This window comes from Nitrogeniibacter mangrovi (assembly GCF_010983895.1).
Lineage (GTDB): Bacteria > Pseudomonadota > Gammaproteobacteria > Burkholderiales > Rhodocyclaceae > Nitrogeniibacter > Nitrogeniibacter mangrovi.
Genome location: NZ_CP048836.1, coordinates 2381579 through 2398101 on the forward strand (window position 1 = coordinate 2381579; position 16523 = coordinate 2398101).

Here is a 16523-nt window from a genome sequence, read left to right on the forward strand (position 1 = left end):
CCATGCGCGCTGCGCTGATGATCGGCCCCCTCGCCTGCGCACTGCTCGGTCCGCTGCCGGCGGCCGCAGCCCCGACGGATGCACCGGTTCGCGTCAGCGGCGTCGTGCCGGACGAGGCCACCCGGGCCCAGATTCTCACCCGCCTGCGGGACATCTACGGGGCCGGACGCGTGATCGATGCCATCGAGGTCGGCGGCGTGGTGCCGCCGCCCAACTGGAAGACTCACGTGGGCAACATGCTCACACGCGACATCGCCGACATCCACGGTGGCAAGATCCATGTGGATGGCACCCGCGTCGAGCTGAGCGGCAAGGTCTCCAACGAGGCACTCCGCCAGCAGATCGCCAGCCGGGTCGCCACGGCACTCAACCCGACCTACGTGGTGGACAACGGGCTCGTCGTCGAGGCCCGGGCGCAGGACGTGATCGACGCCACCCTGGCCGACCGGACGATCGAATTCAAGAGCGGGTCGGCCACGCTGACCGACGCCGGCATCGCAATTCTCGACGAGATGGCCGCCGCCATCGGCCGGTTCGACGGTGCCGAGATTCAGGTGGTCGGCCACACCGACAACAGCGGCAGCCGCATGGCCAACATCGCGCTCAGCCTGGCGCGGGCCAACGCCGTGCGCGACTACCTCGTCACCAAGGGCATCGAGGGCGGGCGCATCACCGCCCTCGGCGCAGGGCCCGACAAACCGATCACCACCAATGACACCGCCGAGGGGCGCGCGCGCAACCGGCGTATCGAGTTCCGGATCCTGAAATAGGCCTCGCCGGCCTCACGGAAACGCGTACGGGACCGCCCCGGGATGGCGCGGTTCCGGATAGGGATAACGCACGTTCAGCGCCACCGAGCGCCCGTCGCCCTGGGCGATGCGCACATGCTCGCGACGGAACTCACGCGCATGGGTCAGACCGCAAGAGTGCGCGATCATGTCGACCTCGTGGTTGATGTTGCGACAGTAGTGGGCCACGCGCAGGTATTTTTCCTCGACCACGAGACCGCGCTGGAGCTTGGCGTTGTGCGTGCTCACCCCGGTCGGGCAGGTGTTGGTGTGGCAGCGCATCGCCTGGATGCAGCCGAGGGAGAACATGAAACCACGGGCGGAGTTGACGAAATCCGCCCCGGCCGCCAGCGCCCACGCCACCCGCGCAGAGGTCACCAGCTTGCCGCTGGCCACCACCCGCACCCGGTCGCGCAGACCATATTCGATCAGGGAATCGACCACCCGGGGCAGGGCCTCGTCGATGGACAGCGCCATGTGATCGGCAAGTGCCTGCGGCGCGGCACCGGACCCGCCTTCGCCACCGTCGACGGTGATGAAATCGGGCGCAAACTCCCGCCCCCGGATGCAGATCGCCTCGCACAGCTCGCTCATGAAATACCAGCCCCCGAAGGCGCTCTTCAGCCCGACCGGCTTGCCGGTGACCTCACGTATACGCGCCACCCAGTCGAGCAATTCATGGACGTCGCGAATCTCCGGATGGCGGTTCGGGCTGATGGACGCCACACCGGCATGGATGCCACGGATTCGCGCGATTTCCTCGGTGACCTTCTGCGCCGGCAGCATCCCGCCCTTGCCCGGCTTCGCGCCCTGCGACAGTTTCAGCTCGAAAGCGCGCACATTGGGTAGCGCGGCAACCTCGCGCAGGCGCAGCTCCGACAGCTGCCCGTCTTCGTCCCGGTAGCCGTATTTGGCCGTGCCGATCTGGGCGATGAGGTCGCATTCACCCTCCAGGTGGTAGGGGCTGAGCCCGCCCTCGCCGGTATTGAGCCAGCATCCGGCCACCTTGGCCCCGCGCGACAGGGCCAACACCGCCGGGCGCGAGATGGCGCCGTAACTCATGCCGCTGATGTTCATCAGCGAGCCGGCCATGAAGGGCTGCTCGCAGAAGCGCTCGCCGATGCTCAGTGCTGGCGTGGGCAACTGATCTTCCGCGAGCACCGGGAACGGTGAATTGACGAAGAGGATCGCACCGGCCTCTTGCAGCTGGTAGGTGGACCCGAAGCCGATGGTGCCGCCCTCGTCCTTGGCCAGACGGTAGACCCAGCCGCGGGTGGCCCGGTTGAAAGGCATCTCCTCCCGATCGCCGAGGAAGAAATACTGGCGGAAATATTCACCCAGTTGCTCGAAGAAATAGCGCAGATGGCCGACAACCGGATAATTTCGCAGGATGGCATGCTGCTTCTGGGTGATGTCACGCAAGTACCAGAAGACGATGGCCATCATGAGCACAACGACCGCGATCACCCCCAGACTGACCGAAAAAACAGTCGTCATTCCGTTCATGCATCCCCCATGTCTTGGACTCTTGGTGCCAGCCCCCTATGTAACGGGGCGTCGCGTCACGTTCTGAAGGCGAAAACGCCCCCGAGCCGGTGATAGAATGCCACGTCATCCACAGGTAACCGAATTCGAATGGAATCGATCGAGCAACTCAGGGTTGAAATTCAACGCACCGTGGCAGCGGCGCTTGCGGAGGACATCGGCACCGGCGATCTGACGGCCCGCCTCATCCCGGACAGTGCCGAGGCCCGTGGCCGGGTCATCACCCGAGAGGATGCGGTGCTGTGCGGCACCGCCTGGTTCGACGCCACCTTCGCGACGCTCGATCCGACCGCCACCATCCTCTGGCACGTGCGTGACGGCGAAGCGGTCACCGCCGGCCAGAGCCTGTGCGACGTGGTCGCCGGCGCGCGCGCCCTGCTCACCGCCGAACGCACCGCCCTGAACTTCCTGCAGCTGCTCTCCGGCACCGCCACCCTGACCCGGCGCTATGTGGACGCGGTCGAAGGCACGCAGGCGCGCATCGTCGATACCCGCAAGACCCTGCCGGGCCTGCGTCTGGCACAGAAATACGCGGTCGCTGTCGGCGGCGGCACCAACCACCGCGTCGGGCTCTACGACGGCATCCTCATCAAGGAAAACCACATCATCGCCGCCGGCGGCGTGACCGAAGTGCTGACCGAGGCGCAACGCATCGCGCCCTCGAACGTGTTCATCGAGATCGAGGTGGAGAACCTGGATCAGTTGCGCGTCGCACTCGACGCCGGCGCTCGGATGGTGCTGCTCGACAACATGACCCTGGACGAGATGCGTGAAGCGGTCGAGATCAACCAGGGTCGTGCCGAGCTGGAAGCCTCCGGTGGCGTGAATCTCGAACGCGTCCGTGCCATTGCGGAGACCGGCGTCGACCGCATCTCCATCGGTGGCCTGACCAAAGACACCCACGCGGTTGATCTGTCCCTGCGCCACGTCGAAGACTGACCCCGCCCGGAGAGTTTCATGCTGTTCGCGCTCTACTACATCTTCGCCATCGCCGTCCTGGTGCTTCATTTCACCGGCACACTGGCGCGGCGCAACATCGAATGGCTGCTCTACGTGGTCGCGATCACCGTGTTCCCGGCAGTGATCTACCTATGAAAAATGGCACCCACGGGTGCCATTTCCGATTCCGGGCGCCTGCGACGCCGCTCAGAGCTTCCTCACCACCAGATCCACCAGCGCCGACATGCCCCGGTGCCCCGCGCCTTCGTCGATGACCGATTCGTGGGTACGCAGCAGCAGCGTCTCGTGGTCGGCGAAGGCCTCGAGCAGCAGCGCCTCCGTGTACAGGTTTTCGACCGCCGACGGGCCGCCAGTGCCGAACTCGATCTGTTTCGGCGTGTAGCCCTGCAGGAGCAACAGACCGCCCGGCAACAGGGCGGACATCATGTCGTCGAACAGGCGCGCCCGCTGGGCCGGCGTGGCGAACTGGACGAAAATCGCCACCACCGCATCGTAGGTCTCGCAGGGCCACGTCCATTCAAAGACATCGGCCTCGATGATCTCTAGCCGGGCGTCGCGCGATCGCGCGAGCGCGCGCGATTTGGCGATCGCCGCCGGCGCGAACTCGAGCGCCTCGACACGATGGCCCTGCTGGGCGAGGAACACGCCATTGCGCCCTTCGCCATCGGCCACGCTCAACACGCGGCTGCCCTCCGGCAGGCGATGGGCCTCGCGCACGAGGAAGTCGTTGGGGTCCTCGCCGAACACGAAGGCCTCGCCGGCCGCCGCGTAGCGCGACTCCCAGAATGCCTTCGGGTCCTTCGGCGCGCTCACGCTCAGGCGTCCACGTGAGCGCGGATGAAGGCCTTGACCCGGTTCACATCCACCGGCATCACCTCGACCCGCTGCGCCAGGGCCTCGAGGTGATCGAAGCCGGCCGGACGCGGTGGCGCCTCGCCCAGCGCCTCGCGGAGGGTCTCCTCGAACTTGGCTGCCTGGGCGGTCTCTAGCACCAGCATGGGGGCGTCCGCCTCGCGGTACTGCGCCGCCACCTTGAGCCCATCGGCGGTGTGGGTATCGACCACCACGCCGTAGGCATCGCGCGTGGCGCGGATGGTGGCGAGGCGATCGGCATGACTGCTGCTGCCGGAGACGAAACCGAATTCGGCCACCTTGTCGGCAAACGGCGTCTCGTTCAGATCGAAGGCGCCGCCGGACTCCACCTGCTGCCACAGGGCGCGGACGGTATCGCCATTGCGCCCGACCAGATCGAAGATGAAACGCTCGAAGTTCGATGCCTTAGAAATGTCCATGGATGGACTGGAGGTCACATGCGTCTCGGCCGAGGTGCGCGGGCGATAGACACCGGTGCGGAAGAACTCGTCGAGGACGTCGTTCTCGTTGGTGGCGCACACCAGCTTGCGGATCGGCAACCCCATGGTGCGGGCGATGTGGCCGGCGCAGATGTTGCCGAAATTGCCCGAGGGCACGGCCATGTCCACCACCTGGTCGTTGCGCTCGGTGGCGCCGAAATAGCCGGCGAAGTAATACACCACCTGCGCCACGACGCGCGCCCAGTTGATGGAGTTGACCGCGCCGATCTTGTACTGCTTCTTGAAGGCGTGGTCGTTGGAGACCGCCTTCACGATGTCCTGGGCATCGTCGAACATGCCTTCGACGGCGATGTTGAAGATGTTCTCGTCCTGGAGCGAATACATCTGCGCGCGCTGGAAGGCGCTCATGCGGCCGTTGGGCGAGAGCATGAACACGCGCACGTTGTGCTTGCCGCGCATGGCGTATTCGGCGGCCGAGCCGGTGTCACCCGAGGTGGCTCCGAGAATGTTGATCTGCTCGCCGCGCTGCTCGAGCACGTACTCGAACAGGTTGCCCAGCAGTTGCATGGCCATGTCCTTGAAGGCCAGGGTCGGGCCATTGGACAGTTCGAGCAGGCCGAGGCCGCCGCGGTGATTGGCGCCCTCGCCGGCCTCGAGCCAGGTCACGGGGGTGATCCGGGTCGCGTCGCTACCCTCGCGCACGTTGCCGTACACCTGCGCCGTGTAGGTCTTGCGGCAGATCGCGCGCAGGTCCTCGGCGGGGATGTCGTCGATGAAGCGCGAGAGGATTTCGAAGGCCAGTTCGGCATAGGGCAGTGCGCGCCAGGCCGTCAGTTCGGCGTCGGTGACGCGCGGATAGCTTTCCGGCAGGTACAGGCCGCCGTCCGGGGCCAGGCCGCCGAGCAGGATGTCGCAGAACTGTTGGGCGGGCGCCTGCCCGCGGGTCGAGAGATAACGCATGTGCGGCAATCAATAAGGCGACCGGCACCGACCGGGCCGGTCGCGGGTTCGTCAAATCAGCGGTCGAGCTGTTCCATGCGCAGGCGGGTCACCTGCCCTGCCACCACCGGCAGTGCCTCGATCTGGGCGATGGCCTTGTTGGCGTTGCCCTCGAGGGTCACGTGAGTGAGCAGGATCACGTCGGTCTGGGACTCGCCCTCGGCGGGTTCCTTCTGGATCAGCGCGTCGATGGAGATCTCGTTGTCCGCCAGGATGCGGGTGATGTCGGCGAGCACGCCCGGCTTGTCGTCCACGCGCATGCGCATGTAGAAACCGCAGCGGCACTGCTCGATGGGCAGCACCTTGAGATCTTCGAGCTGGTCGGGCTGGAAGGCCAGATGCGGCACGCGATGCTCCGGATCGGCGGTGTGCATGCGGGTCACGTCCACCAGGTCGGCGATCACGGCACTGGCGGTGGGCTCGTCACCGGCGCCCTGGCCGTAGTACAGCGTCGGGCCGACGGCGTCGCCGTGCACCAGCACCGCGTTCATGGCGCCCTCCACATTCGCCAGCAGGCGACGGGCCGGGATCAGGGTCGGGTGCACACGCAGCTCCACTCCGTCTTCGCGTTTGCGGGCGATGCCCAGCAGCTTGATGCGGTAGCCGAGCTGTTCGGCATGGGCGATGTCCACCGCCTCGAGCCGGGTGATGCCCTCGATATGGGCGCGCTCGTACTGCATCGGCACGCCGAAGGCGATGGAGGCCATGATGGTGGCCTTGTGCGCCGCGTCGTTGCCCTCGATGTCGAAGGTGGGATCGGCCTCGGCGTAGCCGAGTGCCTGCGCCTCCTTGAGCACGGTCTCGAAGGGCAGGCCCTTGTCGCGCATCTCCGAAAGGATGAAGTTGGTGGTGCCGTTGATGATGCCGGCCAGCCACTGGATACGGTTGGCGGTCAGGCCTTCGCGCAGCGCCTTGATGATGGGGATGCCCCGGCCACGGCCGCCTCGAAGGCCACCATCACGCCCTTGCGCTGGGCGGCCTCGAAGATTTCGTTGCCGTGCATGGCCAGCAGCGCCTTGTTGGCGGTCACCACATGCTTGCCGTTCTCGATGGCGGTCAGCACCAGTTCCTTGGCCACGGTGTAGCCGCCGATCAGCTCGACGACGATGTCGATCTCGGGGTCCTTGCACACTGCGAACGCGTCATCGACCAGTGTGGCCTTGCCCTGGGTGACGGCGCGTGCCCGATCCAGATCGCGATCGGCCACGGTGGTAATGGAAATCGGCCGCCCCGCGCGACGGGTAATCTCTTCAGCGTTACGGGTCAGGACGGTCCAGGTGCCGCCGCCAACAGTGCCGATGCCCAACAGGCCAACATTGATCGGTTTCATTGCAGTGGTTTCTTGCCTCGTTGATGAACAAACCCCGGAATCCATCGCTCCGGAAACGAATCGTCCGGTCGGCACGGACGGCGCTCGACCCCATGCACGACCGGACGGGTATTCTACCCGCTAGACCGCCTCAGCCGGCCGCATGGCGCTTGCGGTACTGGTCGAGGAAGCGCGCGATGCGTCCGATGGCGTCGCGCAGGTCGTCCTCATGCGGCAGGAACACCAGCCGGAAATGATCCGGCGTCGGCCAGTTGAAGCCGGTGCCCTGCACCAGCAGCACCTTCTCGGCCTCGAGCAGTTCGAGGATGAACTGCTGGTCGTCCTCGATCGGGTACATCTTCGGATCCAGCTTCGGGAACAGGTACAGCGTCGCCTTGGGCTTGACGCAGCTCACACCGGGGATCTGGGTGATCAGCTCGTGGGCCAGATCCCGCTGGCGCGTCAGCCGGCCGTCGGGCGCCACCAGCTCGGAGATGCTCTGATAGCCACCGAGCGCGGTCTGGATGCCCCACTGCCCCGGCACGTTGGCGCACAGGCGCATCGAGGCGAGCATGTCCAGCCCCTCGATGTAGTCCCGGGCGTGGCGCTTCTCGCCCGACACGATCATCCAGCCGGCGCGATAGCCGCAGGCCCGGTAGTTCTTCGACAGCCCGTTCATGGTCACGCACAGCACGTCGTCGGCCAGCGAGGCGATGGACGTATGCGACTGCCTGTCGTAGAGCATCTTGTCGTAGATTTCGTCGGCGAACACGATCAGCTGATGCTGGCGCGCCACCTCGAGCACATCGCGCAGGAACGCGTCCGGATACAGGGCGCCCGTCGGGTTGTTGGGGTTGATGATGACGATGGCGCGGGTGTTGGGCGTGATCTTCGCCTTGATGTCCGCGATATCGGGGATCCAGTCCGCCTGCTCGTCGCAGATGTAGTGCACCGGGGTACCGCCGGCCAGGCTCACCGCCGCGGTCCACAGCGGATAGTCCGGGGCCGGCACCAGCACCTCGTCGCCGTTGTTCAGCAGCGCCTGCATGGACATGACGATCAGCTCGGACACACCGTTGCCGACGTAGATGTCCTCGATCTCCACCCCCGCGATGTTCTTCTGCTGGGTGTAGTGCATGATCGCCTTGCGTGCCGAGAACAGGCCCTTCGAATCGGAGTACCCGGACGCCGCGCGCAGATTGTGGATCACGTCCACGACGATCTCTTCGGGCGCCTCGAAACCGAAGGGCGCGAGGTTGCCGATGTTCAGCTTGGTGACGCGGTGGCCCTCGTCCTCGAGCTGCTTGGCGCGCTCGAGCACGGGGCCGCGGATGTCGTAGCACACGTCGGCCAGCTTGTGGGACTTGCGCACCGCCCGCATGGCCGCCGCGTCGGCGCTGGCGGCGCCCTGCGCGCTTTCGACCGGATCGGCAACCTTGAGATTGGGCGTGGTGCTCATTGTTTCATCCCTCGTGCAATGGGTTTCACCGGCCATTCCGGAACCCGTCCCGCCTCACGGCGAAGAAACGGCGATTTGGCCGGCAAAACAAAAGATTGTAATCTACCGCGGCCCGTCACCGCGGGCAAATTTCCGTCTACCCTGCAGTATATGAAACTCCATCAAGACGACATTTCCGACCAGAACGTCATCACCGGCTACGGCGACGACCATGTCACGATCAACGGCGAGGCCCACCACGGACACCTCATCGTGATGCCCGATCGGATCCAGCACGACTGGGCCCCGGCGGGTTTCGAAGGCCTGGCCGACACCCATGTCGCCGTGCTCGCCGACCTGGGTGTCGAGATCGTGCTCATCGGCACCGGGCGACGTCAGCGATTTCCCTCGCCACAGATTCTCCGCCCCCTCATCGACGCGGGAATCGGCATGGAAATCATGGACGTAGCGGCCGCCTGCCGGACCTACAACATCCTCGTCGGAGAAAACCGCAGCGTCGCCGCCGCGCTGCTGTTCGACATCGCCTGATCACGGCGGTTTGTGTTCGCATCGCATTTTTGATTACCCTGCTCGAAAACCCGTTTCGAGCAGGAGCATCGATGAGCACCACCACCGCCCCCGACATCCGCCTGCCGGCCACCGGCGAGCAGGAAATCAACCTGGCCGAGCTCACCGGCCAGACCGTCGTGGTGTACTTCTACCCGAAGGACAACACCCCCGGCTGCACCAACGAGACGCGTGATTTCGGCGCCCTGCACGACGCCTTCGCCAAGGCCGGGTGCCTCGTGTTCGGCGTCTCGCGCGACAGCATCAAGTCCCACGAGAACTTCAAGGCCAAGCTCGAGCTGCCCTTCGAGCTCATCTGCGACGCCGACGAGGCCCTGTGCCAGGCCTTCGACGTCATCAAGATGAAGAACATGTATGGCAAGCAGGTCCGCGGCATCGAGCGCAGCACCTTCGTCATCGACGCGACCGGCCAGGTGTGCCAGGAATGGCGCAAGGTGAAGGTCGACGGCCATGCCCAGGCCGTGCTCGAGTTCGTCCAGTCGCGCTGAGCGGCTTCGCAGTTTCATCGGGGCGGCCGCCACCGGCGTGTCGCGGCCACATTCGCCAGCCAATCGTCCGGAGCCTGCATGGTGACCAAACGGGGATCCAAGACCCACAAGAACAAGCTGTTCGTCCTTGACACCAACGTGCTGATGCACGACCCCACCAGTCTGTACCGCTTCGAGGAACATGATCTGTTCATCCCGATCATGACCCTCGAGGAGCTCGACGGAAACAAGAAGGGCATGTCCGAGGTGGCGCGCAACGCCCGCCAGGCCAGCCGCATGCTCGACGAGATCGTGCGCGCCTGCCCGGACGGCATCGAGGACGGCATCGACCTGACCGAGGCCTCGCGCGGCCAGGCCACCGGCAAGCTGTTCCTGCAGACCGAGGCCATCGACCTGCACCTGCCCCCGGGCCTGCCCACCGGCCGTGGCGACAACCACATCCTCGCGGTGGTCGCCTTCCTCGCCAAACGCTTTCCCAAGCGCCCCGTCATCCTGGTGTCCAAGGACATCAACATGCGCATCAAGGCGCGCGCGTTGGGGCTGGAAGCGCAGGACTACTTCAACGACAAGGTTCTCGAAGACACCGACCTGCTCTATGCCGGCGCCCGCGAACTGCCCGCCGACTTCTGGGAGGCCCATGGCGCCGACCTGGAATCGTGGAAGGAGGAAGGGCGCACCTACTACCGCCTCAAGGGGCCGCTGGCGAACGAGCTGTCGGTCAACGAGTTCGTCTTCGACAACAAGGAAGGCGGCGGTTTCGACGCCTGGGTGACCGAGCAGGACGGCCCCAACGTGGTGCTCGAAACGCTCACCGACTACACCCACCACAAGAACAACGTGTGGGGCATCACCGCGCGCAACCGGGAGCAGAACTTCGCTCTCAACCTGCTCATGAACCCGGAGATCGACTTCGTCACCCTGCTCGGCCAGGCCGGCACCGGCAAGACCCTGCTGACCCTGGCCGCCGGGCTCACCCAGGTGCTCGACACCAAGCGCTACAGCGAGATCATCATGACCCGCGTCACCGTGCCAGTGGGCGAGGACATCGGCTTCCTCCCCGGCACCGAGGAAGAGAAGATGACCCCGTGGATGGGAGCGCTGGAGGACAACCTCGATGTGCTCAACGGCACCGTGGACGAAGGCGGCGAATGGGGCCGGGCCGCCACCCGCGACCTGATCCGCTCGCGCATCAAGATCAAGAGCCTGAACTTCATGCGCGGGCGCACCTTCATCAACAAATACCTGATCATCGACGAAGCGCAGAACCTCACGCCCAAGCAGATGAAGACGCTCATCACCCGCGCCGGCCCCGGCACCAAGGTGGTGTGTCTGGGCAACATCGCGCAGATCGACACGCCCTATCTCACCGAAGGCAGCTCCGGCCTCACCTTCGTGGTGGACCGCTTCAAGGGCTGGCCTCACTCGGGCCACATCACCCTGCAGCGCGGCGAACGCTCGCGTCTGGCCGATCACGCCGCCGAGGTGCTGTGACGCACCCGATGCCACCCGCATCGACGCACAAGGCGCCTGCGGGCGCCTTTTTCATCGGTGTTTATTGAGCAAGATCAGCCTCGACACCCAAGCCGAACCTATAATGCCGGGATCACTTCGAGGAGGCGAAATGACTACCGCGGCTCAGGCACTCGTCGGCGCAAGCACCGAATTTCTCAAACGCTTCTCCCCCTTCGACCAGATGGAACCGGAGGCGCTCGACTTTCTCGGCGAACGGCTTCAACTCGGCCATTTCGCGAAGGGCACCACCATCCTGTCGCCCGACATGGGCCAGCCGCGCCACTTCTTCATCATCCAGCGCGGCAAGGTCCAGGCGAGCCAGGCGGGCAGCGTCGCAGTCACCGAATACGCCTCCATGACGCTCGGCCCGGGCGAATGCTTTCCCATCGGCGCCATCTCCGCCGGCCGGCCGACCACGAACAACTACGTGGCGCTCGAAGACAGCTTCTGCTACCAGCTGCCGGCGCGCGACTTCATGGAGCTGATGCGCATCAGCCCGGAATTCCACGTCTTCTGCACCCAGTACATCGCCAGCCTGCTCAACCAGTCGCGCCTGCAGTTGCAGACCACCTTCTCCCAGCGCGCCGCCGAGCAGCAGACCATGACCACGCCGCTGGGGCATCTGATCAAGCACGATCCGGTCTTCGTCACCCCCGACACGCCCACCCGTAGCGCCCTCGAGATCATGGCCGAGCAGCGCATCGGCTGCATGGTGGTGGTCGATGGCGACCACCATCCGGTCGGCATCCTCACCCAGAGCGATCTGTTGCCGCGCGTCGTGCTGCCGGAATTCGACCTGAGCCGGCCGATCTCGGAAGTGATGACGAGCAAGCCGCATGTACTGTCGGTGGCCGCCACCGCCTACGATGCGGCCCTCGAGATGGCCACCCATGCGGTGCGCCATCTGCTGGTGGTCGACAGCCGTGAGCGCCTCAAGGGCGTCGTCTCCGAGCGCGACCTGTTCACCCTGCAGCGCATCGGCCTGCGTCAGATCCGCGCCAGCATCGAGGGCGCGGAGGACATCGAGGCCCTGCAGCGCGCCAGCCAGGACATCCGCCAGCTCGCCCTCAACCTGATCGCCCAGGGCATCGGCGCGGAACAGCTCACCCGCTTCATCTCGGCACTCAACGACGCCCTCACCCGCCGCATCATCACCCTCGAGCTCGGCCGCCACGACCTGCACGGCATCGCCTTCTCGTGGATCGCCTTCGGCTCCGAGGGGCGCCATGAACAGACCCTGTCCACCGATCAGGACAACGGTATCGTCTATGCGGCCGGCGACGCCGACAAGACCGAGATCAAGCGCAAGCTGCTGGCCTTCGCCAAGGACGTGAACAACGCCCTGGCGGCGTGCGGTTTCCCGCTGTGCAAGGGCAACATCATGGCCAGCAACCCGGAGCTGTGCCTGACCCTGGAAGAATGGCAGCAGCGCTTCGGCGCCTGGATCCGCGAGCCGGATCCCCAGGCCCTGCTCAACGCCTCCATCTTCTTCGACTTCCGCGTGCTCTACGGCAATGAGCGGATCGGCGACGAGTTGCGCCACTGGCTGCTCAAGGCGGCACGCAACAACTCCACCTTCCTGCGCATGATGGCGCACAACGCCCTGCAGGTGGCGCCGCCGCTGGGGCGGATCCGCGATTTCGTCGTCGAAGACGACGGCATGATCGATCTGAAGAAATCGGGCGCGCGGCTGTTCGTGGACGTGGCGCGCATCCTCTCCCTGCGTTCCGACGTGGAATCGTCCAGCACGGTGCAGCGCCTGCGCATCTCGGGGCAGAAATCCGGCATGCCGGACGACGAGATCGACGCCATGGTCGAAGGTTTCCACTTCATCCAGCTGTTGCGTCTGCGGGCCCAGCACCTGGACACCGAGCATGACGAGCCGGGCGACAACAAGATCAATCCGGACCAGCTCAACGAACTGGACCGCCGCATCCTGAAAGAAGCCTTCCGCCAGGCCCGCAAGCTGCAGCTGCGGCTCAAGCTCGATTACCAGCTCTGACCCATGCCCGGTATGCTTTCCTGTCCGACCCGGCGGCCGGGCGCCGAACCGCCCGGCCCCCTGAGCGAGCTGCATCCATGAACTGGCTGACCAAGATCTTCTCCGGCGACCATCCGGCCGCCTCCCTGCCCGAAGCCCTGCGCGGGCGCCTCGAGCGCTGGCGCGTGCTCGAGGCGCCCGCGCTCGACGCCAACCACGGCGAGCTGCGTTACGTGATCGTCAACACCGAAGCCACCGGGCTCGATCCGGCGAACGACCGGCTGCTCGCGGTCGCCGCCATCGGCATCGACCGCGGCGTACTCGCCCATCGCGATGCCTTCGAGATGTCGCTGGACACCCCGGCGCAGACCCTGGTGGCGCTGCTCGAATTCATCGGCAAATCACCGGTGGTGGTCTTCAATGCGGACCTGAACCGGCAAGCGCTCATGGCCGCCTTCGAAACCCACCTGGGCTTCGAACCGGATCTCGAATGGCTGGATCTGTACTGGCTCCTGCCCTGCCTGTTCAACGACAAGCATGACCGGCCGGTGCGCCTCAAGGACTGGATGAAGACCATGGCCGTCGAGACCTTCCAGCGCCATCGGGCGCTCGGCGACGCCTTCGCCATCGCCAAGCTCTTCCTGGCCGCCCAGTCCCGCGCCACGATCCGTGGCCTGCGCACACCGCGCAGCCTGATGGAACTGGCCACCACCCGCAAGCGCCAGCAACGCGCGATCCGCTCCTGAAGTTCGCGACGATTCAGTCGCGCGAACCACCGATCCACGCGGACAGCGTGGTCTGATCGGGCAGGCGCTCGGCGCTCCAGCACACATAGCGCACCCCACGTTGCGCGAGCAGTTGCGACTTATGGTTGCGCTCCGCCTCGGTGCGCCCCTCGCGGGCCAGATCGACCACCGCAAGGACCTCGAAGCCTTCGTTGCAGATGACGAAATCGAGCAGCAGATCCTTTTGCAGCCGCTCCCGGCCGACGATCCGCCGAAGCGAACCGCGCGCGAACACCTCGCAGCCCGGCAAGCCGGCGCGCAGCCAGCGCCAGACGATCTGATGGTGCCGATCCAGGTAGGTCGGGCCGCTCGCCGGCATGGCCACCTCGGTGTCGTCAGGTGTCTCGGTCGCCGCCGCCATGGCGCCGGACACGATCGCTTCCGTACCGGCCCCGATGGCGGCCGCCGCGCCCTGGACCTGCATCAGAAATGCCTGCGCCCGCGCCTCCTCGGCTTCGCGTTGCGCGTCCCGCCGCTTGCGCAGCACCACCACCAGCAGCGCGAACACGACCACGACCACCAGCAACAAAAGCCAACTCATCATCCGATCCCCGTCGGTGACAATGGCACCGGCACGTTACCGGTGCACCGTGCGGGCATGGTAGCGCCCCCGTCGTAGTAGGTCGAGCCGCCCTCCCGTCTCACCCGCAGCGGCCCGAAAACGCCCGCCGGATCGGCGCGCGCATCGTGCAACGCAAGAACATCTTCATCAAATCAGTGCTTTACGGATCCTGCCGTCCTGCGTATAGTCCCCGCGATGCGACACTTGCCGGCCTGCCTCCTCGCGCTGCTTCTGTTCATGCCCGTCCTGGCACGGGCGCAGTCCGCGCCACCGGCCGACGTCCCCGTTGCCGAGCTCGACCCCAACACCCACCCGAGCCGGCGGCCGCCGGGCGATGAAGTGGTGATGCGCAGCCTGAGCTTTCTGGACACTCCCTACCGCTATGGCGGCACCTCGCGTGCCACCGGCCTCGACTGCAGCGCGCTGGTGCAAAAGGTATTTGCCGAAGCCGTCGGGATGCAGTTGCCGCGCACCGCACGCGCGCAGGCCGGCGCCGGTAAACACGTCTCCCGCAAGGCACTGCGGCCCGGCGATCTGGTCTTTTTCAACACCCGCCATCGTGCCTATTCCCATGTGGGCATCTACCTGGGCAACGACCGTTTCGTGCACGCCCCGTCCAAGGGCAGTGTCGTGCGCATCGAGCATCTGAGCGTGCGCTACTGGTCCCGGCGTTTCAACGGCGCGCGCCGCCTCATCAACCCGCCCACCCAGCTCAGCGCCGTCTCCGACCAGTAACGCCGCTCAGCATCCGCGCCGCTCGCAACGGCGGCATCGACTGCTTTCGCGCTTGTCGAGAGCCTGCTTGAGGGCGCAGACCGACCGGCGGCAACACACCAGTTCGACCCCGGCACGGGCGGCTGCCTCGCGGAAACGCAACATCACGTTGTGGCCGAGGAAGTCGGTGAACAGGATCACCATCTCCACCCCCACCGGCAGATCCGCCGCACGGCGCTGGTGCGCCCGGTCACGACCGGTGACGTGGGCAGCGATGCTTATCCCGAATTCATCGAGCACACCGGGGATGTTGCCGAGACGATCGGCTCCGACCAGCATGGCATTCATGACGCACTCCTATTGCGAACGATTCGCAACAACTATAACGCAAATACGAATGATTTGTGTTTACGTCGCCGATCCGATACATTTGCCTCCACTTGAACGGCATCCCGTGAGGATCAGACACCCATGAGACGTTTCCGAATCGCCACCCTGCTCGTCACCCTACTCACCACCGGCACGGCGATGGCCGAAGTGGAACAGGTGGTCAACCTGTACACCTCGCGTCACTACCAGTCGGACGAGGCCCTGTACGCCAACTTCACCCAGGCCACCGGCATTCGCGTGAACCGGATCGAAGGCAAGGACGACGCGCTGATCGAACGCATCCGCAACGAAGGGAAGAATTCACCCGCCGACGTGCTGCTCACCGCCGACGCCTCCCGCCTGGGCAAGGCGGCGGCCCTCGGCCTGCTCGCGCCGCTCGACTCGAGCGTCCTGGCCGCCCGCATTCCTGCGCATCTGCGCACCGACACCTGGTTCGCGTTCTCCCGCCGGGCCCGGATCATCGTGTACAACAAACAGACGGTGAAGCCCGAACAGGTGCGCAACTACGAGGATCTGGCCAGCCCGGCGCTCAAGGGCAAGGTGTGCACCCGCTCCGGGGCGCACCCCTACAACCTCTCGCTGGGCGCCTCGCTGCTCCAACGCCTGGGCGCCGATGCCACCGCCGCCTGGGCCTCGGGTTTGGTCGCCAACTTCGCCCGCCAACCCAAGGGCGGCGACACCGACCAGATCCGCGCCGTGGCGGCGGGCGAATGCGGCGTGGCCCTGGCCAACTCCTACTACTTCGCGCGACTGATGAATTCCGACAAACCCGCCGACCGGGCCGTGATCGCGGCCGTCGGCGTGGTGTGGCCCAACCAGGCCAACGTCGGCACGCATGTGAACATTTCAGGGGGCGGCATGACCACCCACGCGCCGAACAAGGCCGCCGCCAGGGCGTTTCTCGAATACCTGGCCTCGGACGAGGCCCAGCGTCACTTCGCCAACGGCAACAACGAGTGGCCGGCGGTGGCGGATGTGAAGGTCGCCAATCCGGCGCTCGAGGCGCTCGGCCCGTTCAAGGCCGATCCACTGCCGGTGGCCGAACTGGCCGATGCCGTCCCCGAGGTGCAACGCCTCTACGATCGCGCCGGCTACCGCTGAGCGGTCGGTCTCGCCAGAACGCCCCGGCCCGGCCGGGGCGTTTGCGTTGG

Annotated in this window: 16 protein-coding genes and 1 pseudogene; 10 read left to right on the top strand and 7 right to left on the bottom strand. The window is 65.8% G+C overall.

Annotated features, from left to right (window positions below; all coding sequences use genetic code 11):
* Positions 1 to 2: 2 nt before the first annotated feature.
* Entirely contained in the window at positions 3 to 770 is a 768-nt protein-coding gene (locus G3580_RS10965) for an OmpA family protein (protein WP_217424467.1), read from the top strand.
* A gap of 12 nt (positions 771 to 782) precedes the next feature.
* Here G3580_RS10965 and G3580_RS10970 read toward each other — a convergent pair whose 3' ends face one another.
* A complete protein-coding gene (locus G3580_RS10970; RefSeq protein WP_228720639.1) occupies positions 783 to 2285 on the bottom strand; it encodes an FMN-binding glutamate synthase family protein in 1503 nt (500 codons plus the stop codon).
* A 138-nt stretch (positions 2286 to 2423) separates the two neighbouring features.
* On the opposite strand from G3580_RS10970, the gene nadC reads away from it, so the two are divergent.
* Entirely contained in the window at positions 2424 to 3272 is an 849-nt protein-coding gene (nadC, locus tag G3580_RS10975) for a carboxylating nicotinate-nucleotide diphosphorylase (RefSeq protein WP_173765457.1), read from the top strand.
* A gap of 18 nt (positions 3273 to 3290) precedes the next feature.
* The gene (locus tag G3580_RS10980; protein ID WP_173765458.1) at positions 3291 to 3428 is read left to right on the top strand and encodes a hypothetical protein; all 138 of its coding nucleotides are present in this window, start codon (positions 3291 to 3293) and stop codon (positions 3426 to 3428) included.
* 51 nt (positions 3429 to 3479) lie between these two features.
* Here G3580_RS10980 and G3580_RS10985 read toward each other — a convergent pair whose 3' ends face one another.
* From G3580_RS10985 to G3580_RS11000, 4 genes and pseudogenes are all read right to left on the bottom strand, one after another.
* Positions 3480 to 4106 carry a class I SAM-dependent methyltransferase gene (locus G3580_RS10985; RefSeq protein ID WP_173765460.1) on the bottom strand — a complete coding sequence of 209 codons (627 nt, stop codon included), beginning with the start codon at positions 4104 to 4106 and terminating at the stop codon, positions 3480 to 3482.
* Positions 4107 to 4108: 2 nt separating this feature from the next.
* Positions 4109 to 5566: a threonine synthase gene (gene thrC / locus G3580_RS10990; RefSeq protein WP_173765462.1), complete on the bottom strand. Its 1458-nt coding sequence runs from the start codon at positions 5564 to 5566 to the stop codon at positions 4109 to 4111.
* Positions 5567 to 5622: 56 nt separating this feature from the next.
* Positions 5623 to 6935, bottom strand: a pseudogene (locus tag G3580_RS10995) (homoserine dehydrogenase).
* 130 nt (positions 6936 to 7065) lie between these two features.
* On the bottom strand, positions 7066 to 8373 hold the full coding sequence (locus G3580_RS11000) for a pyridoxal phosphate-dependent aminotransferase (RefSeq protein WP_407670900.1): 1308 nt from the start codon (positions 8371 to 8373) through the stop codon (positions 7066 to 7068).
* A 150-nt stretch (positions 8374 to 8523) separates the two neighbouring features.
* Here G3580_RS11000 and G3580_RS11005 point away from each other — a divergent pair, with 150 nt between their 5' ends.
* The 5 genes from G3580_RS11005 (at position 8524) to G3580_RS11025 (ending at position 13667) form a co-directional block, all read left to right on the top strand.
* On the top strand, positions 8524 to 8901 hold the full coding sequence (locus G3580_RS11005) for an Mth938-like domain-containing protein (RefSeq protein WP_173765464.1): 378 nt from the start codon (positions 8524 to 8526) through the stop codon (positions 8899 to 8901).
* A 71-nt stretch (positions 8902 to 8972) separates the two neighbouring features.
* Entirely contained in the window at positions 8973 to 9428 is a 456-nt protein-coding gene (locus G3580_RS11010) for a peroxiredoxin (protein WP_173765466.1), read from the top strand.
* A gap of 78 nt (positions 9429 to 9506) precedes the next feature.
* A complete protein-coding gene (locus G3580_RS11015) occupies positions 9507 to 10919 on the top strand; it encodes a PhoH family protein (protein WP_173765469.1) in 1413 nt (470 codons plus the stop codon).
* 130 nt (positions 10920 to 11049) lie between these two features.
* On the top strand, positions 11050 to 12942 hold the full coding sequence (locus G3580_RS11020) for a DUF294 nucleotidyltransferase-like domain-containing protein (protein ID WP_173765470.1): 1893 nt from the start codon (positions 11050 to 11052) through the stop codon (positions 12940 to 12942).
* A gap of 77 nt (positions 12943 to 13019) precedes the next feature.
* Complete coding sequence (locus G3580_RS11025; RefSeq protein WP_173765473.1) at positions 13020 to 13667, top strand: 3'-5' exonuclease; 648 nt, start codon at positions 13020 to 13022, stop codon at positions 13665 to 13667.
* 13 nt (positions 13668 to 13680) lie between these two features.
* Here the strand turns inward: G3580_RS11025 and G3580_RS11030 are convergent, their stop codons facing one another.
* Entirely contained in the window at positions 13681 to 14247 is a 567-nt protein-coding gene (locus G3580_RS11030; RefSeq protein ID WP_173765475.1) for a hypothetical protein, read from the bottom strand.
* Positions 14248 to 14505: 258 nt separating this feature from the next.
* On the opposite strand from G3580_RS11030, the gene G3580_RS11035 reads away from it, so the two are divergent.
* Positions 14506 to 15003, top strand: coding sequence for a C40 family peptidase (locus G3580_RS11035; RefSeq protein ID WP_173765477.1), 498 nt, complete (start codon positions 14506 to 14508; stop codon positions 15001 to 15003).
* Between the two features lie 6 nt (positions 15004 to 15009).
* Here G3580_RS11035 and G3580_RS11040 read toward each other — a convergent pair whose 3' ends face one another.
* Positions 15010 to 15330, bottom strand: a complete 321-nt coding sequence (locus G3580_RS11040) for a DUF2325 domain-containing protein (RefSeq protein WP_173765479.1) — start codon at positions 15328 to 15330, stop codon at positions 15010 to 15012.
* A gap of 123 nt (positions 15331 to 15453) precedes the next feature.
* On the opposite strand from G3580_RS11040, the gene G3580_RS11045 reads away from it, so the two are divergent.
* A complete protein-coding gene (locus G3580_RS11045) occupies positions 15454 to 16473 on the top strand; it encodes an extracellular solute-binding protein (protein WP_173765481.1) in 1020 nt (339 codons plus the stop codon).
* The last annotated feature ends 50 nt before the right edge of the window (positions 16474 to 16523 follow it).